General features: G+C 38.0%; 20 protein-coding genes. 3 read left to right on the top strand and 17 right to left on the bottom strand.

What is annotated here, in order from left to right; translation table 11 throughout:
• Positions 1–19: 19 nt before the first annotated feature.
• The 9 genes from FHY47_RS03705 to FHY47_RS03665 form a co-directional block, all read right to left on the bottom strand.
• Positions 20–1,552, bottom strand: coding sequence for an acyl-CoA carboxylase subunit beta (locus FHY47_RS03705; protein WP_139891590.1), 1,533 nt, complete (start codon positions 1,550–1,552; stop codon positions 20–22).
• 25 nt (positions 1,553–1,577) lie between these two features.
• Positions 1,578–2,351 (bottom strand): enoyl-CoA hydratase, encoded by a 774-nt coding sequence (locus FHY47_RS03700; RefSeq protein ID WP_066104044.1) that lies wholly within the window; start codon positions 2,349–2,351, stop codon positions 1,578–1,580.
• Complete coding sequence (locus FHY47_RS03695; RefSeq protein ID WP_148629665.1) at positions 2,351–3,268, bottom strand: hydroxymethylglutaryl-CoA lyase; 918 nt, start codon at positions 3,266–3,268, stop codon at positions 2,351–2,353. The genes FHY47_RS03700 and FHY47_RS03695 overlap by 1 nt, the downstream gene beginning before the upstream one ends.
• A 16-nt stretch (positions 3,269–3,284) precedes the next feature.
• Positions 3,285–3,500 carry an acetyl-CoA carboxylase biotin carboxyl carrier protein subunit gene (locus FHY47_RS03690; RefSeq protein WP_066104050.1) on the bottom strand — a complete coding sequence of 72 codons (216 nt, stop codon included), beginning with the start codon at positions 3,498–3,500 and terminating at the stop codon, positions 3,285–3,287.
• Positions 3,501–3,511: 11 nt separating this feature from the next.
• Positions 3,512–4,864, bottom strand: coding sequence for an acetyl-CoA carboxylase biotin carboxylase subunit (locus tag FHY47_RS03685; RefSeq protein ID WP_139891593.1), 1,353 nt, complete (start codon positions 4,862–4,864; stop codon positions 3,512–3,514).
• Positions 4,865–4,876: 12 nt separating this feature from the next.
• Positions 4,877–6,514, bottom strand: a complete 1,638-nt coding sequence (locus FHY47_RS03680) for an AMP-binding protein (protein WP_254654701.1) — start codon at positions 6,512–6,514, stop codon at positions 4,877–4,879.
• Between the two features lie 34 nt (positions 6,515–6,548).
• Positions 6,549–7,691 (bottom strand): acyl-CoA dehydrogenase family protein, encoded by a 1,143-nt coding sequence (locus FHY47_RS03675; protein WP_140461404.1) that lies wholly within the window; start codon positions 7,689–7,691, stop codon positions 6,549–6,551.
• A 67-nt stretch (positions 7,692–7,758) separates the two neighbouring features.
• On the bottom strand, positions 7,759–8,373 hold the full coding sequence (locus tag FHY47_RS03670) for a TetR/AcrR family transcriptional regulator (RefSeq protein ID WP_066104057.1): 615 nt from the start codon (positions 8,371–8,373) through the stop codon (positions 7,759–7,761).
• Positions 8,374–8,675: 302 nt separating this feature from the next.
• Entirely contained in the window at positions 8,676–10,268 is a 1,593-nt protein-coding gene (locus FHY47_RS03665) for a long-chain-fatty-acid--CoA ligase (RefSeq protein ID WP_148629664.1), read from the bottom strand.
• 499 nt (positions 10,269–10,767) lie between these two features.
• Here FHY47_RS03665 and FHY47_RS19435 point away from each other — a divergent pair, with 499 nt between their 5' ends.
• On the top strand, positions 10,768–11,262 hold the full coding sequence (locus FHY47_RS19435; RefSeq protein WP_316245983.1) for a tyrosine-type recombinase/integrase: 495 nt from the start codon (positions 10,768–10,770) through the stop codon (positions 11,260–11,262).
• 208 nt (positions 11,263–11,470) lie between these two features.
• Positions 11,471–11,680 carry a tyrosine-type recombinase/integrase gene (locus FHY47_RS19430; RefSeq protein ID WP_316245982.1) on the top strand — a complete coding sequence of 70 codons (210 nt, stop codon included), beginning with the start codon at positions 11,471–11,473 and terminating at the stop codon, positions 11,678–11,680.
• 851 nt (positions 11,681–12,531) lie between these two features.
• On the opposite strand, the gene FHY47_RS03655 is transcribed toward FHY47_RS19430, so the two are convergent.
• A complete protein-coding gene (locus FHY47_RS03655; RefSeq protein WP_140461402.1) occupies positions 12,532–13,290 on the bottom strand; it encodes an SDR family NAD(P)-dependent oxidoreductase in 759 nt (252 codons plus the stop codon).
• Between the two features lie 164 nt (positions 13,291–13,454).
• Between FHY47_RS03655 and FHY47_RS03650 the strand changes: the two genes are divergently transcribed.
• Positions 13,455–14,366 (top strand): LysR family transcriptional regulator, encoded by a 912-nt coding sequence (locus FHY47_RS03650; protein WP_066104069.1) that lies wholly within the window; start codon positions 13,455–13,457, stop codon positions 14,364–14,366.
• 481 nt (positions 14,367–14,847) lie between these two features.
• On the opposite strand, the gene FHY47_RS03645 is transcribed toward FHY47_RS03650, so the two are convergent.
• The 7 genes from FHY47_RS03645 to FHY47_RS03615 form a co-directional block, all read right to left on the bottom strand.
• Entirely contained in the window at positions 14,848–15,636 is a 789-nt protein-coding gene (locus FHY47_RS03645) for a 2-keto-4-pentenoate hydratase (RefSeq protein ID WP_066104072.1), read from the bottom strand.
• 19 nt (positions 15,637–15,655) lie between these two features.
• On the bottom strand, positions 15,656–16,465 hold the full coding sequence (locus FHY47_RS03640; protein ID WP_066104075.1) for an FAD synthase: 810 nt from the start codon (positions 16,463–16,465) through the stop codon (positions 15,656–15,658).
• A gap of 45 nt (positions 16,466–16,510) precedes the next feature.
• Positions 16,511–16,981, bottom strand: a complete 471-nt coding sequence (locus FHY47_RS03635; protein ID WP_066104078.1) for a flavin reductase family protein — start codon at positions 16,979–16,981, stop codon at positions 16,511–16,513.
• Positions 16,982–17,083: 102 nt separating this feature from the next.
• Positions 17,084–18,097 (bottom strand): 4-hydroxy-2-oxovalerate aldolase, encoded by a 1,014-nt coding sequence (dmpG, locus tag FHY47_RS03630; protein ID WP_066104081.1) that lies wholly within the window; start codon positions 18,095–18,097, stop codon positions 17,084–17,086.
• A gap of 12 nt (positions 18,098–18,109) precedes the next feature.
• Positions 18,110–18,985 (bottom strand): acetaldehyde dehydrogenase (acetylating), encoded by an 876-nt coding sequence (locus FHY47_RS03625; protein ID WP_148629663.1) that lies wholly within the window; start codon positions 18,983–18,985, stop codon positions 18,110–18,112.
• A 72-nt stretch (positions 18,986–19,057) separates the two neighbouring features.
• Positions 19,058–20,248, bottom strand: a complete 1,191-nt coding sequence (locus FHY47_RS03620) for an acyl-CoA dehydrogenase family protein (RefSeq protein WP_066104087.1) — start codon at positions 20,246–20,248, stop codon at positions 19,058–19,060.
• Positions 20,249–20,395: 147 nt separating this feature from the next.
• On the bottom strand, positions 20,396–21,223 hold the full coding sequence (locus FHY47_RS03615; RefSeq protein ID WP_262365963.1) for an alpha/beta fold hydrolase: 828 nt from the start codon (positions 21,221–21,223) through the stop codon (positions 20,396–20,398).
• Positions 21,224–21,226: the final 3 nt, after the last annotated feature.

Raw genomic sequence — 21,226 nt, 5'->3', positions numbered from 1 at the left:
GAAAGAACCCTCCGTTTCCTCAAACCGGGTAAACCGGATGTTTTCGGCATGAAAAGACCTGATATTTACTTTGATATAAGCTAAATCTAGTGATTAATTGACTTCTTAAATCATTAGGTTCAACAATATCATCAATGATCATTTCTGAGGCGAGGCGATAAATATTAATATCTTCCTTGTACTCTTCTCTTTTTTCCATAATGAAGCCTTGACGTTCTTCTTCCGGCAGCGCGGCAATTTTATTGGCATACACAGCATTCACTGCCGCTTCTGGACCCATCACTGCAATCGAGGCAGTCGGCAAGGCAATACAGCAATCTGGTTCAAAGGCTGGACCGGCCATCGCATAAAGGCCAGCTCCATACGCTTTCCGAACAATAACAGAGATTTTTGGAACGGTTGCTTCACTCATGGCAGCAATCATTTTTGCACCGTGCCTGATAATTCCTGCCTGCTCTACTTTAGTGCCAATCATAAAGCCTGGTATATCGGCCAAAAAGAGCAAGGGGATATTGAAAGCATCACATAGATTAATGAATTTGGCTGCTTTATCAGCAGAATCATGAAAAAGGACTCCACCCTTTACACGAGGCTGATTGGCAATAATACCAATCGGTTTACCACCCATTCGGGCAAGACCAGTAATTAATTCAGGTGCAAACATTTTCTTGATTTCACAAAAGGAATCCTCGTCTATTAATTGATTAATGAGATCATACATATTAAAAGGTGCATTTTGATTCTGAGGGATAAGATCTGCGATTGTTTTGTCTGATACTTGAGGTAGTTTTTCTTCGGTGCTTTTTGTTTTTTCGGCAAAATTGGCTGGGAAGTAGGATAGATATTTCCGGGCATATTCGATTGCCTCTTGTTCACTGCTTACAAGAACATCTCCGCAACCTGATACAGAACAATGCATTTTCGCTCCGCCCATTTGTTCCAATGTGACCTTCTCACCAATCACCATCTCTGCCATTCTAGGAGAACCAAGATACATGGAAGCATTTCCTTCCACCATCACAACGATATCGCAAAATGCTGGAATATAGGCACCGCCTGCTGCAGATGGGCCAAATAATAAACAGATTTGCGGGATTTTCCCGGACAGTTTTACCTGATTATAAAAAATTCTGCCAGCCCCTCGGCGTCCAGGGAACATCTCTACCTGATCCGTTATTCTCGCACCGGCTGAGTCCACTAAATACAGCATAGGAATTTGAAGCTTATCAGCAGTTTCCTGAATACGAATGATTTTTTCAACCGTCCGTGCACCCCATGATCCTGCTTTAATGGTTGAATCATTGGCCATAACAGCAACCGTTTGACCATTTATTTTCCCTAATCCAGTTACCACCCCGTCAGCCGGTAAACCTTCCGCAGAATGATTCGCAAACAATCCATCCTCCGCTAAAACGCCTTCATCAAACAATAGCTCCAAACGCTCACGAACGAACAATTTGCCTGCTTCTTTATTTTTTTGATGATACTTCTCTTCTCCGCCTCCTTTTATTTTTTCTATTCGTTCTATAAGGTCGTTTTGAATTGTGTTCATCGTCATCTACCTTTCTATTGAGAGTTTATTCACCGGTATATACAGGCTTACGTTTTTCCTTGAATGCGATGAGTCCCTCCATACGATCCTTCGTTGGAATCGTAACCTGATAGCTCATTTCTTCAATTTGCAAACCATGTACTAAATCTGTTTCCATACCTCTTTCTATCGCTTTTTTAGCTTCCTTCACTGCGATAGGTGCATTGGCTGCAATTTTCCTTGCGATTGATAGGCTCATCGTCTCCAGTTCATCCGGCTTTGCGATTTGATTAACCAGGCCAATTTGCAGTGCCTCAATGGCATCTATCCTGCGAGCGGTGAAAATAAGCTCCTTTGCTTTGCTGATTCCAATTAATCTCGGCAGCCTCTGTGTTCCGCCTGCGCCTGGAATGATTCCCAGAGAGGTTTCTGTGAGCCCCATCTTAGCATGATGGCTGGCCACTCTGATATCACATGCCAATGCAAGCTCAAGCCCTCCGCCAAATGCTGCCCCATTAATGGATGCAATCGTCGGCTGCGGCATTTGGTCAATCATGGAAATGGTTTCCTTAATTAATCGGACCGCTTCACCTACCTGTGCTGGCGTCATATTTAACCGTTCTTTTAGATCAGCACCAGAACAAAATGCTTTGTCACCGCTTCCAGTAATGATTATGCAATGAATAGATGAATTTTCTTTATATAGACGCAGTGTTTGTTGCAATTCTTTTAACATCTCAATAGATAAAGCGTTGGATTTCTGAGGCTGATCTAATACAATCACCGCTACCCCGTCTTCTCGTATGGATTGCTTGATCATCAGTTGACCCTTCTCCCTTCTTTTTTCTCCTGGATAGCCATTTGTTTACTCGACAAAGGGATACCCATCTGTTTTTGAATATAATCTGCAGCTTTAGCTAACATTCTTCCATCAATACCCGTACGAATCCCCATCCTCTCAAGCATATAAACTAAGTCATCAGTTGCTACATTTCCTGAAGCTCCAGGTGCATATGGACAGCCGCCCAAACCGCCAAGCGAGGAATCAAAGATCGTATACCCTTTCTTTAAAGCTACTAATATATTAGCCAGCGCCATGCCGCGGGTGTCGTGAAAGTGTAGCGCAATACGATCCTTATTAAACCGTTTTGTTACTTCATCCAGTACAAAATCAACCTGTTTTGGATGGGCAATACCGATTGTATCGCCAAGAGAGATTTCATCTACCCCCATCGCGAACAGCTTATCGCATATATGTAAGACAGCGTCAATCTGAACCTCGCCCTCGTACGGACAGCCAAACACTGTCGATACATAAGCGCGTGTTGTTTTTCCTTCCTTTGATGCATCCTCTGCAACCTCCTGAAGAATTGGAAAGGTGTCTGCAATGGATTTATTTATATTTTTTTGATTATGTGCTTCACTCGCTGACATGAAAATAGAAACTTCATCGATATTTGCTAAAAGCGCATTTTCCAATCCCTTTCGATTGGGCACTAGAGCCGCATAAGTGACCGTATTCTTGCGCTTGATTTTCCTCGATACCTCTAGCGCATCAGCCAGCTGCGGTATCCATTTAGGAGCAACAAAAGAAGTAATTTCAATATAAGAAAGACCCGTTTCGCTCAACAGGTCAATCCATTCTATTTTTTGTTCAGTCGGAGTGATATTCATCTCGTTCTGCAAACCGTCCCGGGGGCCAACTTCTTTTATTTGTACAAATTCAGGTATCTCCAAAAAAGTTCTCTCCCTTCTAGTCAATACGGATTAAAACATCGCCCTCATTTACAAAATCCCCTTCGTTTACGACAACCTCTGTGACGAGTCCGTCTCCTTCAGCGGCTATAGGAATTTCCATTTTCATAGATTCCAAAATGACCATGTCCTGACCGTTTTCAACGGTATCTCCCTCTTTCACTTGTATTTTCCATACATTTCCTGCCATACTTGCTTTGATTTCTTCAGCCATTATTACCTCTCCTATCTGTTTTTCATTTTTTTAAGATTTGCTTCAATAAACCCAGTTGTTGTGTCTCCCGCCTTAAATGCTTCATGCTGGATGACCGTTAAAAGCATGGGTAGATTTGTTTTAATTCCCTGAATTTCATAGCTTTGAAGTGCCTTTGTCATACAGCTTATAGCTTCTTCCCTGCTTGATGCCGACACAATTAGTTTTGCAATCATCGGATCATAAAATGGTGTTACCTTAGAGTTACCACTGATAGCAACCTCATTTCGTACACCTGGACCATTCGGTAATTTCAGATGGGTTATTTGCCCGGGTGATGGTAAGAACGTAACGGGATCCTCCGCATAGACTCTCACTTCAATAGCATGACCCTCTAACCGAATATCATCTTGGGTAAAACGTAAATTCTCCCCATAGGCAATCCTAATTTGCTCCTCAACCATATCAATTCCCGTAATCTCCTCTGTTACCGGATGTTCAACCTGCAGGCGCGTGTTCATTTCAAGGAAATAGAAATTCTTTTGTTCATCCATTAAAAATTCAAAGGTACCGGCATTATAGTAGCCTAAATCGCGTACGGCCTTTAATGCTGTTTCGCCCATTCTTTTCCGTAAACTCTCATCAACAAATGGAGATGGTGCTTCTTCTACCACTTTTTGATTACGGCGCTGAATGGAACATTCACGTTCCCAAAGGTATACAGCATTGCCTTGCTTGTCAGCCAGCACTTGAATTTCAATATGTCTCGGGTTCACAATGACTTTCTCAAGGAACATATCCCCATTGCCAAAAAAACTTTGGGCTCGGTTTTGATTGCCTTCATATGCTTTTATGAGCTCGATTTCATTTGAGACTGACTGCATGCCAATCCCGCCTCCGCCAGCAGAGGCTTTCAGCATTACAGGATATCCGAGTTTCTTAGCTACCCTGACTGCCTCCTCCGCATCAGCAAGCGGGTATGATATTCCAGGCACAACCGGTACACCTGACTTCTCCATGGCCTCCCTTGCCTTTGTCTTTTGTCCCATTAGTTCAATGACATCCGGAGAGGGACCAATGAAAACAATATTTTCTCTTATGCATTCCCTCGCAAACTCACTGTTTTCACTTAAAAATCCGTAACCCGGATGGATAGCTTCCACATCATGCTCTTTCGCAATCTCTAATATTTTCGCGGTATTAACATAGCTTTCATTTACTCTTGGACCACCCAAAAGAAAAGCAAAATCTGCTTCCTTAACAAATGGTGCCTCTTGATCTGCCTCAGAATAAACCGCAACCGTTTCGATATTAAGGCGTTTACAGGTACGGATTATTCTTGAAGCGATTTCCCCTCGATTGGCAATTAATATTTTCTTAAACAATGCTGCTCCTCCTCACGTTCCCAAAATCTGCATGGATTGTTCCCGAAGCTTATATTTTTGAATTTTTCCGGAAGCTGTCATCGGATATTCGTCTATAAATTCGATATAGCGCGGAATTTTATGCCTTGAAATCTTCCCGTGGCAGTAAGTACGGATATCCTCGGCTGTTATGGATGTGCCTTCTTTAGGAATGATCCATGCCATTACTTCTTCACCATATTTGGCATCTGGTACACCAATGACCTGGACATCAAGTACAGAAGGATGCTGGTACAAAAACTCTTCTATTTCTCTTGGATAAATATTTTCGCCACCACGGATAATCATGTCCTTAAGCCTGCCAGTAATAGCGCAATACCCATTTTCATCCATGACAGCCAAATCACCGGTATGAAGCCAGCCATCTTTGGAAATCGCAGCTGCAGTTGCTTCTGGATTTTTGTAATAACCCTCCATGACATGGTAACCGCGTGTGATTAACTCGCCATGCTGCCCCCGAGGCACTTCATTCTCAGTGCCAGGCTCGACGATTTTCACCTCAATATTAGGCATCGATCTGCCAATGGAGCTGACTCGCAATTCAAGCGGATCGTCCGTCCTCGTTTGAGTGATACCAGGTGAAGATTCGGTCTGTCCAAATACAATCGTTATTTCATTGGCCCCCATCTTTTCCACTACACCCTTCATGACTTCAATAGGGCAGGTGGAACCAGCCATTATACCTGTACGCAGAGTGGATAAATCGTATTCTTCAAAGTCCTCCAGATTCATTTCAGCAATGAACATCGTCGGAACACCGTGAAGAGCGGTACATTTTTCTTCTTCAACAACCTGTAAAACACTGCGCGGATTAAACTCCTGCAATGGAATCATGGCTGCACCAACAGAAACGGCTGTTAATGTTCCTAATACACACCCAAAACAATGGAAAAAAGGAACTGGAATACACATACGATCTTCATTTGTCAGCTTCATTCCCTCAGAAATATTGATCGCGTTATTGACGATATTGCGGTGAGTCAGCATGACTCCCTTTGGAAAACCAGTTGTCCCAGACGTATACTGCATATTGATGACATCGCTGTCGTGTAAGGAATCCAGCCTTTCAGCCAATTCCTGCTCTGATGTGTGGGAGGCCATTTTTATCACATCATCCCAGCTGTACGTACCAGGATATCGATTCTCACCGAGCACGATAACATTTTTTAAATAAGGCAGCTTCTCTGATACCAGCTCTCCAGGAGGTGCATCTCTTAATTCCGGTATGACTTCATAAAGTGTTTCAATATAGGAATGATCCTTCACATTTTCCATTAAAATAAGTGTTTTTGAATCAGACTGCTGCAAAAGGTATTCTAGCTCTTTGGCTCTGTAACTCGTATTTACCGTAACGAGCACCGCCCCCATCTTCCCTGTCGCATATTGGGTAATCAGCCATTCAGGAGTATTAGTCGCCCATATGGCAAGATGATCTCCCTTTTCCATTCCAAGCGACATAAACGCTCGGGCTGCCTCCTTGCAAACTTCATTAAACTGTTTATACGTATACCGAAGACCTCGATCTGCATAAACAACTGCTTCTCGCTCCGCATTCTCTTGAGCTATTTCATCCAAAAGAGCACCCACTGTTTTCTGAACCAAATCCGCCATCTCGTTCCTCCTTATCACTAAAAAAAATATAAGGCTAGCAACCTAGTTGGCGGGATATTACAAGTCGCTGAATTTCTGATGTACCCTCGCCAATCTCCAATAACTTCATATCACGTAAGTAACGCTCCACTTCGTATTCACGCATATATCCATATCCACCATGAATTTGAATCGCCTGATTGCATGTACGGAATCCCATTTCAGAAGCAAATAGCTTGGCATAGGCAGATTCTTTTGTGAAATTCTTTTTTTGATCTTTAAGCCAGGCAGCCTTTAATACCATATTTCTCGCCAGCTCAATTTCCATTGCCATGTCTGCCAGCTTAAATTGAATAGCCTGAAACTTAGAGATGGACTGTCCAAACTGGATTCGTTCCTTACTGTAGGCAAGCGCTTTATCAAATGCTGCCTGAGCAATCCCGACCGCCAAAGCCGCGATTGAAATCCGGCCGCCGTCCAGTGTATATAAAAATTGTTTAAATCCTCCCTCGAGATCTCCAAGGACATTCTCCTTAGGTACCCGAACATGGTCGAGGATTATTTCTGATGTATTCGAAGCTCGAACACCCATTTTGTCGTAATTGCTAGTAATCTTTAGCCCTGGCGTATTAGTTGGTACAAGAAAGGCGGAAATAATATTTTTTCCGGTATTGGTCTTACCAGATACCGCAGTGACCGTAATCGTTTCTGCAAATCCGGCATTTGTAATCCAGCATTTTTCTCCTGTAATTACGTACTCATTTCCTTCTAGCACGGCCTTTGTTCTCGTCCCTCCGGCATCTGATCCGGCATTAGGCTCTGTTAATCCAAATGATGCTAAGGCCTTACCACTTGCTAATGGAGTTAAGTACTGTTGCTTTTGCTCCTCGGTTCCAAAATAATAAATCGGACTCGATCCAAGTGATACAGCAGCTGCATAGCTCAAGCCCGTACCTCCGCAGGCTCTTCCAATTTCCTCTACTGCAAGCGCATAAGAGATCGTATCTCCACCGGAGCCTCCGTATTCTTCCGGAAAGGGAATTCCGAGCAGACCTAATTCACCCATTTTCTTAAATACTTCTTCAGGGAATCTTGACTCCCGGTCTAATTCAATCGCAATTGGCTTAATTTCCTTTTCCGCAAATTCTCTTGCCATATTGCGGACCATCTTTTGCTCCGTGCTCAATTCAAAGTTCATTTTCATCCTCCTACCATTTTGTGAAAGACCGACTGGTTGGTCTGTTATAGATATGTAAGCGCTTTAATTATGTGGTAAAAAAATGTCCGTATTTCCTTTTTGCCTCTTCGGTTAATAGAGCATGCATAATAAAGTCAGTAAAATACACAGAAATCTGATCCATCGGCATTGGCCCGTTTCGTTGATACCATTTTGAGGTCCAGTTCACAATTCCCAATATGGCAAGACCACTGATTTCAAAAGGAATCTCTTTTCGAAAATCTCCGGAATCCTGACCTTCTTTAATGACTTCGTATATTAATAGCCTGAACTCATCCCGCTTCAGTTTAATAGTTGAATCCAGTTCCGGTTTTAAATATTTACTTTCCTGATAAAAGACTGATATGTGAGATTGGTAGAGATCAAATACTTTCGTAAACGAGTAAATAATCTGCTGAAGTTTCTCTGGTGGAGTTTGATAATGGTGGATAGCCTCTTTGGCTTTACGTAAGACATAGGAGATAAATGTGTCGTGTATAGAGAAAAGCAATTCATCCTTTGATTGAAAATGGTGATAAAAACCACCCTTTGAAGTATCACTGGCCTGAACAATATCATTTACTGAAACACCATGAAAGCCGTGCTTTTCAAACAGCTTAACAGATGTATCCAGAATGCGATCCTTTAATTCCGTTTTCTTCACCCCTCTCCATGTTCATTTATTATGATTTAGATTCTAACTTAAACTTCTTGAAATTGTCAAATTATTTTATTTATTCAAATATTTAGGTTTTGATTGGATAGTTAAAAATGAATGTGAAATCTACTTTGAGTGTAGTTCTTAAATTAATTAATTAAATCGAAATATGTAGCACCATTAAATAGATTCTAAGAAAGTTAAAACTCGCTAATCAGATAGCGAGTCTTTTTTATATTGATTATACTTATTTTTCCTAATCTAATCCTACTAGTTACCTATCATAATAATCTTCAGTTGATATTTTATTAATTGACGAATTTCCCGCCTTTTCCGGCTGCCTCCCAGTAATCATTACGAAGGACTACCTTTTGTATTTTCCCAGAAGCTGTCTTTGGTAGTTCGCTTACAAAGGTTACTCCTGTTATCGCTTTAAAATGAGCTAACCTTTCTCTTGTAAATGCAATTAATTCCTCTTCAGAAACGTTTCTTCCCTCTCTTTGAACAATAAAGGCATGCGGAGTTTCTCCCCACTTTTCATGAGGAACAGCGATTACCGCTGCTTCTAATACATCAGGGTGGTCATATAACACGCCCTCAACCTCGATGGAAGAGATATTTTCTCCTCCGCTTATGATAACATCTTTCTTCCTATCGACAATATCAATATGTCCATATTCATCTACAGTAGCCATATCTCCCGTATGAAGCCATCCGTTTTTAATCGCCTCCATCGTTGCCTCTTCATTCTTCCAGTATCCTAACATGACTCCATTACTTCTTGTAATGACTTCCCCAATCTCTTTACCGTTATGCTCGACTTCTTCTCCATGCTCAGTCACAACTTTAACATCACAGCCAACCATCGATATCCCAGCCTTCGATTTAATTCTGTATTGTTCCTCAGTAGGTAACTCCTTTAATTTTGAGCGAACAACTGAAATCAAGCTTAAAGGAGAAGATTCAGTCATTCCATATACTTGTATGAAATCCCAGCCCAGCTCTTTTTCCACTCGTCTAACAAAGGCTGGCGGTGGTGCCGAACCGGCAATGACAACGCGAACTGCTTGTTCAATATTTGAGCTATTCTGATCGAAATATTGCAGGAGTGCATTTAACACGGTTGGAGCCATATGCATAACGTTTACTTTATGTTTTTCCAGGGCAGAAAAAATCATCTCAGGTGTCGTTTTTCGAGAGCAGACCTGAGTAGCACCGTTAGCCGTATAATAAAACGGAGAACCCCAACCATTTACATGGAACATCGGTAAGACATGAAGTAACACATCTTCATCCGTTATGCGAAGATGATGCATCGTACTTAACGCATGAATATAGTTATTTCGATGAGTCAGCATGACTCCCTTTGGATTCCCAGTTGTTCCACTTGTATAAAGAAGGCTGGATACATCATCTTCTTCTAACGGAAATCTCTCAAATGCCTCTTTACTTTGCTCTTCCAACCAAACATCATATCCTACCTCTTCTGTCTCTGAATCTTTATAATGAACTATAATTTTTTCAATCGTTTTTAGCTTATCTTTAATTGGCAAAATCAAATGGTAAAGGTCTTGATCAACGAATAAAATTTTCGATTCACTGTGGTTTAAAATAAATTGATAATCATCTGGCTTTAATCGACTATTTAGTGGTACCATCACACCACCCAATTGGAAAATCCCATAAAAGCCCTCCAGCATTTCAACAGAGTTTGGTGCTAAGTAGGCAATACGATCCCCTTTTTGAACCCCCAAATTCTTTAAACCGTGAGATAACCGATTAACTCTTTCATTTAGTTCTTGATATGTAAATACCCTGTTTTCACATATGATGGCCTGCTTGTCCCCATACAAGCTTACGGCCCTGTCTAAGAATTGCGTAAGTATTAATGGTACATTCATTACTGTATCCCCCTTCTCCAAAATCTAAATATTCCGAATTAATTAGGCGTAACATATTCACTGGACTTTTCAAATGATAGGAGGAATTAATTTAACTTCTGACATTTCACACGGAATATCAATTTCTAAAAATCTCTTCCCGCTAAAATATTCAACTCTCTCCCAAATAATTAATTCGACAAGCACGAACTATATTTCCTGCAATAATAATGAAAAAGAAATATAAAAAAGCAATCCGAAGAATGCTTGAATGAATAATCCGTTATTGTTTGCGGTCTATATGAAAAAATAGAAACTATCTTACTTTGATTAAATTTAGAAATTCAGACTAGTAAATTGACAGGGTGGGGGTCGCTGGTTCGAACCCAGTCGGGATCATACTTATAGTCGTAGCAAGGTTTGAATCAACTTTCTCATAACCTAAAATGTTATGGTCGTAGCAAAACCTGTTACGATACTCAACGACCACTTCACAAAATCATGTGAGGTGGTATTTTCTATGTTACTAAAGTTTGTTATCCAAGATTTTTATGAAGACAGAGAGTTTAAAAATGTAACTCCACAGACTATGGAAACTTACAAGTTAATCCTCAACGAAATGTTACGCTTTTTCAACGAGAATGAAGTTCTTATTGTTGAAGATGTCTCCCCTTCTCATGTTAAACAATACATAATTCACTGTAAGGACAAGGGTAATAAGCCTACTACCACAAACACTAAGTTACATCGTACAAGAGCCTTCTTTAATAATATGGTTGAATGTGAAGTAATTAAAAAGAGCCCTGCCACCAAAGTACCCAAAGCCAAAGAAGATATCCGAATAGATGTATTTACGGATTATCACATTAAACAACTGCTCCATTACTATAGAAGGATTAATAGAAAAAAGCCCTTTGTTGCCTATCGAGATCATACAAACATTATTGTTTTAATTGGTACAGGCATCAGGTTATCTGAACTTACTACACTAAAATGGACTGATTTAGACATGTAATCAAACCCTTTCTTTATTCGGTAAAAACCGTAAGCGCGAATCTATTCCTGTGACAAAGAAGGTTATTCACGAATTGTCTTCCTACCACCTATACTGTGAACAAGTATTTGGCCGTGAGTATTTAAGTGATTATATCTTTACTAATCGTTACAACTAAGAATTCACACCCGATGCCTTAAAAAATGTATTTAAACGGTTAGCACGAATTATGAATTTTAAAGATGTCAGATTATCAGCCCATACTTTCCGACGCACCTTCTGTCAACGATGCATCCATTCTGGAATGAGTACATTTGCTATCCAAAAACTAATGAGACATTCCTCAATAGCCGTAACCGAAAAATACGCTGCCATGTGGGGAAATGATTTAAAAGAACAAAACGACAAGTATAATCCATTAAATACAGTGGAGGTATAATCAACACTCTTTAGATAGACTTTATGGTCTATCTTTTTTATGGTAGACAAATAGAAAATTGCTGTATCCCTTGATATGAATGACTTTTCGGTTAAGGCTGGGAATTTTCTATTATAGGTAAAGATACATCTAATCATTTAGAAAAGGCAATTCTTATAATTAGAAACCACTAATATCAAGCGTTACAACAACGTTAGTTAAATAAGATGGGAATTTTGTATTACAAGAAGATATATGCTCAATCAACCTACTACTTTAGTAAAATAGATTTCAAAACTAGCTCTCCTTTCACTTTGTTTGTGAATATTCTAACATAAGTGAATCTTAAATATTATTAGATCATTCTTCCGCATCAAGGCCGATATGCTATAGTTTTTACACTACAGGATAGTATTCATTTCCAATTTAATTCTTAGATAATTTTATAAAAGTTCATTTTTTCTGATTTTTGGGTAGTCTATTTTTAGTAGTGAGTAGTGATTTTTAGCTTATTGTAGGAATGTTAATTGACTTTTGTAGTTTTTAAGGAGCTTTTAATATTTAGGAGGGAAAGTATGCTAGCAACGTTAATAATTTTTGTATGTTATTTGTCTATAGCTTGATAACTTATAATTTCAGTTCTTATGTATCTCTATTATTAAATTTTATAATACTATTAATAGGACTACTAAAAAAGATCAGAAAAATTCCGGAAGATATATAAGGATTATTTTTTCGTTGGTTGTTTCTATTCTGATTATACGTAAATAAAAATTTATTAAATTTCTAATAAAAAAGAAGCTATTAATTGAACAAAATAGCTTCTATTCACAAAATTTGTATAACCTTTAAATAGCATTTATTGATGGTGATTAAATTATTGTAGCTCCACCATCAATCACTAATTCAGTACCTGTTAAATAACTTGCTTCATCTGATGCAAGGAATAATACTCCCTGTGCCACTTCAATTGGTTCAGATGGACGGCCTAATGGAATAATGGATGTAATATGTTCAGAAGCTTTTTCATCTTCTAATGTACCTTTCATCATTGGTGTATTAATAAAGCCGGGATGAACCGAATTCACTCGAATATTAAATTTACCATAACTTGCAGCAACATTTTTTGTCATCGAACGGATTGCACCTTTTGTTGCAGTATAAGCAGTTGGACCTGCTGTACCAATCATTGCAGCTATAGATGATATGTTAACAATGGAACCGCTCCCAACTTTTTTCATAATAGGTAGGACGTACTTCATACCTAAAAAAGTACTTTTAAGATTGATATTTATTACCATGTCCCATTCATCCAATTCAGTTGTTTCTGGTGTACCAAATTGATTTTTACCACCGATCCCTGCATTGTTTATTAAAATATCTACCTTACCATAAGTAGCTACTGCTTGTTCAACAACAAATTCCCATTCTTCAGAAGAAGCTACATTATGCTTTATTGCATAGGCGTCTCCGCCATTACGAATAATTTCATTTACAACCTCTTCTAATTTTTCATATTGTACGTCAGTTGCAACTACTTTTGCTCCTTCTTTAGCAAATAGTTTTGCCTCTTCTGCACCCATTCCGCTTGCAGCTCCAGTAATAATAGCTACTTTATTTTGTAATCTCATTTCAAATCCTCCTTTATGACAAAAGAATATAATGTCAATGTCATAATAATTTAATTTGTGAAAATTTTAGTACATTTCTATTATAAATGAATTGTTATTTTAAATATATTTAATTATATTTAAGTTAACTTAGTTATTTTTTAAGTATATAAGGGGTGAATATATTGAACTTAGAACAACTAGCAAACATTGTAGAAATATCTAAAACAAAGTCTTTAACATTAGCGGCAAATAATCGAAATATCACTTTACCAACATTAAGCCAATCTTTATCACAATTTGAGAAGGAAATTAATATCAAATTATTTAAAAGGTCTCGATCTGGTACAATTCCTACTAAAGAGGGACAATTAATAATTAATAAAGCTAGGGAAATAATTTTAAAAATTGAGATTCTAAATGAAACCATCCAAATAATCAAGAATGAACTTAATGGAACCATAAGATTCGGTTCATTACCCGGTTTTATGCCCTTAATAATTGACTCCTTCTCAGATTTTAAAAAAACTTATCCTCTAATAAAATCCAACCTATTCGAAGGAAGTACAACACAAATATATGAGAAACTGTTAAATCAAGATATCGACATTGCTCTTTTAGCATTTGATGATAAAGATCAATTAGAAAAAAAGGAATATTACTTTGAAAAAGTAACTTCTTGTAAAACTGTGATTGCGGTAAATAATACATCTCCACTTGCCAAAAAGATATCAGTCACACTTTCAGATATTAGTGACTATCCAATAGCAATTCATGATGATTATAAAATAATGGATATTTTATCTAGTGATAATAATTTTGATAAGATAGATATTGCTTTAAGAACAAATAATTTAGATTCAATCCGTAAAAGTCTTTCAAATAATACTGCTATTACCATAGGCTTAAATTATAGTTTCATAACTGATCCTTATTTTATTCAACAAGAGGATATTGTTCTCATTGATTTAATAGTACCTTTTCCACAAAACCAATTTATTGGTTTTGTGAGGTTAAATAATACTAACTATTCAGAAATAACACGTGTTATGGTGGAATTTGCAAAAAAACAATTTAATAAATATATTGACATTTAAATTAGCAAACTTAAAAAATCATACTTATGACTTTTTTTAAAATATTGGAATGAAAAATAACCCAGTAATCATGTTTAGAACTGCCAATTCCCCTACATTTATAATGGTAGCTTTAATGCAAGAGCCTTTCATTTACCTAAAGGAAGAAAGTTATTAATGACATACATCAAAAACGAAGAGTTAAACAATTAGAAGTAGCTAAGATTAAGACGGGGCATAATGGGACAAAATTGGACATAACCGCCACTAAGTTCTGAAGCCTCTCTTAAGGATGCTGGTATTTAAAAAATCTGAAATAGAAAAAGAAGTGCAATAAAACAATATTGTAAATTATAGAAAATCCGCTTTCTAAAGGAAAACGGATTTTTTCTAACCTTATGAAAGGTTGCACTTCATGGAAGTAGCTGCCAATAGGTTTTATTTGCTAATTCAATGCTCTTAGTTTGATAGTTATTTTATCAAAGTCATATTGGGTCTAAATTTATTCCACAAAGTGAACATTTACTTCACCAATTTGTGTAAACTTGGCTGTAAACTGATCTCCTTTTTCTACTACTACCGCTGCGGATAAGGCACCTGATAAAATAACCTCCCCGGCTTTAAGTGTGACACCATATTCCGATAATTTATTCGCTAACCAAGCAACACATAGAGCCGGATCTCCTAAAACATCCATCCCTTTTCCTTCATTAATCACTTGGTTATTTTTTAAAAGTTGCATATGAATGCTAATTAAATTTACGTCACTTATGTGAACTTTATTTGATCCAAGAACATAAAGTCCACAAGAGGCATTGTCGGCAACCGTATCTTCAAGTTTTATTTTCCAATCTTTAATACGGCTATCAACAACTTCAAGGGCAGGTACAACATAATCTGTTGCCCGTAGAACATCATCTACAGTAACATTTGGGCCAACTAAATCTTCCTTAAGTACAAATGCAATTTCGCCTTCAATTTTTGGTTGAAATAATTGACTTAGGGAAATTTCTGCCCCCTCTTCTACATACATCGACTCTAAAAGATGTCCATAGTCCGGTTGATCTACACCTAAGAGATTTTGCATTGCAAATGATGTTAAACCAATTTTTTTGCCTGTGATACGATCACCTAGCATTGTTGCAATTTTAATTCGTTTGACTTGAATGGCATAGGCATCATCAATAGTCATTGTCGGCTCTTGTATTGTAAGTGGTATAATTGATTGATGTTTTTCATGTGCTTTATCAAGCAGTTGAATTACATTAGATATTAATTGCTCTGTTACCATAACTCCCCTCCTCTAAAGATTAAATTCTAGTTAAACTTCTTGATTGGCTAGGCTGCAGCCAGTGAATTTTTACATTTCCCTTTGTTACCTTATTGAACGAATCCATAATTCGTATATTACCATGTTCGTTGACAGAAACAATTGACTTGATTTTATACTGACCGTACTCCAACACAACCTCATAAATCCCCTCATTAGGAAGCATCTTCGGCTCCATAGGTTTGAATTGATTTCCATCCCAAAGCATTTTAACGGTATAGTGCTTTCCAAGAAAATGAGGAATCTCATGCACATCGGTCGATAGTAATCGTTGTCGAATTGCTGTTGAACTAATTTTTTCACCTAAATAGTCTACACGTTGTACCTCGGTTACAGTAATTTGATATTTTGAATCATTGGGAATATGTTTAAGTTTTCCTGCACCTTTAGATCCATAAGAGAAATCAAAACCTGCAATCACATGTGTTACACCAAGATTTAGTAAATAGGCATCAACAAATTGTTTGGGTGACAGTGCTGCAAAATCAAGTGTAAAATCGACAAGATAAAATATGTCCACACCTAAACGATTGAGCATCATTTCTTTTTCAGAAAGTGTTGTTAAATGAGAAATACATCGCTTCCCGCCAGACAAGATATTGATAGGATGTGGTCTAAAACTCATTAGTGCTAATGGAAATCCACGATTATTTGCTTCTTTACGGGCAATTTGTATGACACGCTGGTGTCCCAGATGGACACCATCAAAATAGCCAAGTGCCATAACACAAGGAGTTACCTTAGTATAAATTCCCTGTAAATTTAGAGCATTAATTAAAATCGTTTTCATTAGCATAACTCCTTCTATCATCCTTGTTAGAGATTCCTATTTCCCTTATACTTCAACTAATTCCTCGAGGCTGCGATATTTTCCATTGAAAAATAATAATGGATCACCATCTTCAACCGTAATGTTAGTTACTTTACCAATGAATAATGTGTGGTCACCTTCAACATGTTCAGCAGAAACTTCACAAGCAACTTGCACAATAGCCCCAGGAATAACAGGTACATCTGTTAAACGATTAAATGTTACCTCCTGATCTTTAATTTGACCTGCAAATACTTTGGAAATTTCTTCCTGATTAGAACTTAAAATATTGACTGAAAACTTTTTGGCTTGTTGGATTTTAGGAAGCATACGTGCGTTTTCTTTAATCGAAATCACTACTAATTTTGGATTAAGTGAAACGGACATAAAAGCATTCGCTGTCATTCCATGTGTTACATCCTCTAGGTCTGTTAAAATGACTGTCACACCAGTTGCAAATTTACCCATTGCACTTCTAAATAAACGATCATCCATTTTTAAACCTCCCCTAATGATTTAACTTTTATAGATTTACTGGATAGCCTATTTTTCGTATTTAAACATAAAGGATCTTCAAAACTTGCTTAAAAATAATTTTCAAGCCTTTACTGTTCCACTTTTCAACTCCGCAGCAACCTCTAAAATCATATCCTCTTGACCACCAACTGCTTTACGTTTACCGATCTCTATGAGAATATCACGTGCATCTACACCAAATCTTTCTGCAGCTCTTTGCGCATGTAATAAGAAGCTTGAATAAATACCCGCATACCCCAATACTAAGCTACCGCGTGTAATCTCTTGAGGTGTTGGCAGAATTGGCGCTACAATTTCTTCAGCTACATCCATTATTTTATATAAATCAATTCCTGTAACAATATTCATTTTATCCAATATGCTTACTAGGACTTCGGTTTGTGTATTACCAGCACCAGCTCCTAAACAACGGATACTGCCATCTATACGATCAGCTCCATGTTCAATAGCAGTTAATGAATTTGCCACAGCCAGTGACAAATTATTATGTGCATGAAAACCTAGAGGAACGTTTATTTCTTGTTTCAATGCTTTTATTCGATCCGCTACCTGAATTGGAAGTAGAGCACCTGCAGAATCTACAATATAAATGACATCTGCTCCACCATTTTCCATAATTTTTGCTTGCTCTACAATTTTACTTGGTTCAGCCATATGAGACATCATTAGAAAACCAACTGTTTCTAGACCCAGCTCCTTCGCTAAGTTTAGATGCTGTAATGAAACGTCTGCCTCCGTGACATGTGTAGCGACGCGAACCATAGAAACACCTAAATCTCCTGCAAGTCTAATATCAGGCTTCGTTGCAATTCCTGGTAAGGAAAGTACAGCAATTTTTGAATTTCCGGCAGTTTCTACAGCAGCCTCGATGAGCTTAAACTCATTCGTATGTGAATGGCCGTACTGAACCGTCGATCCCCCAAGACCATCTCCATGAGCAACCTCGATATATGGTACGTTTGCTGAATCTAAGCCAGCAACAACTTTCCTAACCTGTTCAACTGTAAATTGATGACGGACCGCATGACTGCCATCTCGTAAAGCTACTTCTGTTATGATAATATCGCGTTTCATCGTATTCCTCCTTTACACAGTTGTCTTTGCCTTTGCCCATTCCTCAGCAATTTTAATAGCTGCAGCTGTTATAATATCCAAATTACCAGCGTAAGCAGGTAAATAATCAGCAGCACCGGCAACCTCCAGGAATACAGTGATACGATTTCCCTCAATGTATGGACGTGTTTTTAAGCGATACCCTGGAACATATTGCTGAACTGCTTTTTCCATTTTTTTAAGTGCATCAATCAATGCTTCCTCATCTGTTACCGGATGATCTACTAACAGATGAATCGTGTCATTCATCATAATTGGTGGTTCAGCAGGGTTTAAAATTAAAACTGTTTTTCCTTTTTTTGCTTTGCCGACAACCTCAATGGCACGTGAAGTAGTTGCGATAAATTCATCAATGTTCGCACGTGTTGCTGGGCCAGCACTTTTACTTGCAATTGTGGCAACAATTTCCGCATATTCTACCTCATAAAGCTGAGATACTGCATAAATAATTGGAATTGTTGCTTGTCCACCACATGTCACCATATTTACGTTATCTACTTGTTGATGTTCGTAAAGGTTCACTGTTGGTACTGTAAGTGGTCCAATTGCTGCTGGGGTTAAGTCAATTACTCTCTTACCGTGAGTTTTTAGTAGCTTTGCATGCTTCACATGTGCATAAGCACTAGTTGCGTCAAACACAACATCTGCAAGTCCTGGAGTTTGAAGAAAGCCTTCAATTCCCGTATCGATAGCTTGAAAACCTGCTTCACGTGCTTTTCGTAAGCCCTCGGAGTTGGGATCGATCCCTATAACAGCCGTTAACTCTAGAAAAGAGGACCGCTGAATTTTTTTCATCAAATCGTTACCAATGTTGCCTGACCCTAAAATGGCTACCTTTAATTTTGCCATGTCTAAATCCCCCTTGTTTACTCATATTTCAATTGAATAAACATTCATTTTTTGACTCGTTATTAAGGTGAATTAGCCCATACCAATTCCTTGATAGCCATATAAATTACGACCATATGTGTATAGTGCATCTTCATATAGAGACGTTATATGTGTGGCTACGGCAATGATGTCTCGTACAAACACTTCAATTGTGTCATTTTTTGTTAGAGATGCCCCACCGAGTGAGACCATTACTGTCGTAGCGATTTCTTGACAAATTTTAATAATTTCTGCACGTAGTGAAGAAAACTCCCCTTTTTCGTATGGACCTTCTGTTTCATAAGTTGCTAATAGATCGTAATATTGTTCCATTAAACCATTCGCTTTTTTATATTCCAACATAAGTTTAGCTAGAATTCGCTGACTACGAGGAGAATCTTTTTCATTTTCTCCATGTAGACGAACACGTGCTTCTGTTCTCTTTTTATATTCATCCAGCAAACGCCTAGCTCCACCTAATGCCATATTTGGAAACCCAAGATAGAATGCAGAGAAGTATGGTACATGGTAATAAGGATAATCGGGATCATAATTAGAACCCTCCGGTGGACGGCGTGTATCATTCGCTAATTCAAGTCTTAAAACGCGTCTTCTTGGAATAAATACTTCCGTTGCAATCACTTGGTTACTACCTGAACCACGTAAACCAAATGTATCCCAATTTTCATTTACTTTCACTTCATCTTTACGCATGAAACACATAATTAATTCTGGTTGATTTGATTCAGGTAATTGAGCAATTGCCCCTAAACCAATCCATTCTGCAAAGTTAACACCGCTTGTATAGTTATAAGTACCTGTTAAGCGAACACCGCCATCAACCACGGTTACTTGTCCAACTGGTGCGAAAACATCCACGATCAAACCGTTTGAATTTATAATTTCGTCTCTACCTTCTTGTGGAAGGTGTGCTGTTAAGGAGTTGTGTAAAGGGAAGAAATAACCTAACCATGCAGCTGAGATATTATGGTACGCGATAGTACGTACAATTTCTCCAAGGCCACGTAACGAAATTTGTGGACCACCATATTCTTTCGGTAGATTTGCACGAGTAATTCCTGATTCAATTAACTTATTAACATAGTTTCGAGAAACAGAGGCATTTATTTCGGAAGTTGCTACTTCTGATTCTGCTAGTAGGCCTGCTTCACGTGCTTTTTCAATAAGCTCTAGTTCAACATCTGTAAATCCTTTGGATTTTTGCTTTGTATCAACTGACATTTATAACCCTCCTATTATACGTTTTCAAGTTTATAACAAATCTTAGTTAGCGAAGATATTATATTCGGAGTTTTAAATACTGGTGAGGCCACTAAAAAACATTAAAATCTCTTCTTTAGTGACCTCACGTTATTGTATTCTAGTTAACTAGAAGAACTCTTTAGCTGCTCTAATGAAATCTTCTCGCTTTTCTACCTGCAGCCAATGTCCGCACTGTGTAAATAAACGAAGCTCTGCATTAGGTAAATGTTCCATCAAATTAATACTGCTCTCTTTTGGAACAAATCGGTCATTAAAACCATGCAGTAGTAAGAATGTTTGTTTCATTTGACGTAATGCATTGGGAGGAATATGACCTTCCCCAGGCATAGGGAACATATTTTGCAAATAGGAATTGCGAATCTCTTCACGTTGAATAGTTTCATATCGAATTTCTAAAATATCTTCTAATGAATCTTGAATCGTTGCAGGATCATAAACAAACCAACTTGTTAAGTTTCGTAGGTTTTCATACGTTGGGTTTTTATAAAAACCAACCATTCGTATTATTTCCGGAGTAGGCGGTGTTTCTCCACCAGCACTGCCCATAAGTAAAACTTTTTTCACTCGTTCAGGTGCATACATAACAACATTTAACGACACATAACCACCCATTGAATTACCTACGAGACTGAATTTCTCTATGTTTTTCTTATCAAGTAGTTCAAGCAGTTGCTCAACACGTAGCTGAGTCCATTCCCAAAATGATTTTGGGTGTACTTCGGGGTGTTTTGTATTTCCAAATCCATACATATCAGGAGCAATCACATGATAGTTCTTTGCAAGCTCTGGTAAAATATGTTGCCAATTACTTACTGAATTCGCTCCGGGACCTGAACCGTGTAGGAATACGATTACTTCTTCATTTTCTTGTCCTGCTTCACAATAGAACGTTTGAAACCGACCTGTATCTAAAGTTTCTGTTGAATAGCTCATTAT

The organism is Bacillus sp. E214, from assembly GCF_008087365.1.
GTDB lineage: Bacteria > Bacillota > Bacilli > Bacillales > Pradoshiaceae > Pradoshia.
Note: the sequence above shows the minus strand (reverse complement) of the source record. Positions and strands in the feature narration are given on the sequence as shown.

Bases quoted from the DNA above. Each gene is read 5' to 3' on its own strand.
- FHY47_RS03705 (WP_139891590.1), bottom strand. From the start codon at position 1,552: ATGAACACAATTCAAAACGACCTTATAGAACGAATAGAAAAAATAAAA.
- FHY47_RS03700 (WP_066104044.1), bottom strand. From the start codon at position 2,351: ATGATCAAGCAATCCATACGAGAAGACGGGGTAGCGGTGATTGTATTA.
- FHY47_RS03690 (WP_066104050.1), bottom strand. From the start codon at position 3,500: ATGGCTGAAGAAATCAAAGCAAGTATGGCAGGAAATGTATGGAAAATA.
- FHY47_RS03680 (WP_254654701.1), bottom strand. From the start codon at position 6,514: ATGGCGGATTTGGTTCAGAAAACAGTGGGTGCTCTTTTGGATGAAATA.
- FHY47_RS03675 (WP_140461404.1), bottom strand. From the start codon at position 7,691: ATGAACTTTGAATTGAGCACGGAGCAAAAGATGGTCCGCAATATGGCA.
- FHY47_RS03665 (WP_148629664.1), bottom strand. From the start codon at position 10,268: ATGAATGTACCATTAATACTTACGCAATTCTTAGACAGGGCCGTAAGC.
- FHY47_RS19435 (WP_316245983.1), top strand. From the start codon at position 10,768: ATGTTACTAAAGTTTGTTATCCAAGATTTTTATGAAGACAGAGAGTTT.
- FHY47_RS19430 (WP_316245982.1), top strand. From the start codon at position 11,471: ATGAATTTTAAAGATGTCAGATTATCAGCCCATACTTTCCGACGCACC.
- FHY47_RS03655 (WP_140461402.1), bottom strand. From the start codon at position 13,290: ATGAGATTACAAAATAAAGTAGCTATTATTACTGGAGCTGCAAGCGGA.
- FHY47_RS03645 (WP_066104072.1), bottom strand. From the start codon at position 15,636: ATGGTAACAGAGCAATTAATATCTAATGTAATTCAACTGCTTGATAAA.
- FHY47_RS03640 (WP_066104075.1), bottom strand. From the start codon at position 16,465: ATGAAAACGATTTTAATTAATGCTCTAAATTTACAGGGAATTTATACT.
- FHY47_RS03635 (WP_066104078.1), bottom strand. From the start codon at position 16,981: ATGGATGATCGTTTATTTAGAAGTGCAATGGGTAAATTTGCAACTGGT.
- dmpG (WP_066104081.1), bottom strand. From the start codon at position 18,097: ATGAAACGCGATATTATCATAACAGAAGTAGCTTTACGAGATGGCAGT.
- FHY47_RS03625 (WP_148629663.1), bottom strand. From the start codon at position 18,985: ATGGCAAAATTAAAGGTAGCCATTTTAGGGTCAGGCAACATTGGTAAC.
- FHY47_RS03620 (WP_066104087.1), bottom strand. From the start codon at position 20,248: ATGTCAGTTGATACAAAGCAAAAATCCAAAGGATTTACAGATGTTGAA.
- FHY47_RS03615 (WP_262365963.1), bottom strand. From the start codon at position 21,223: ATGAGCTATTCAACAGAAACTTTAGATACAGGTCGGTTTCAAACGTTC.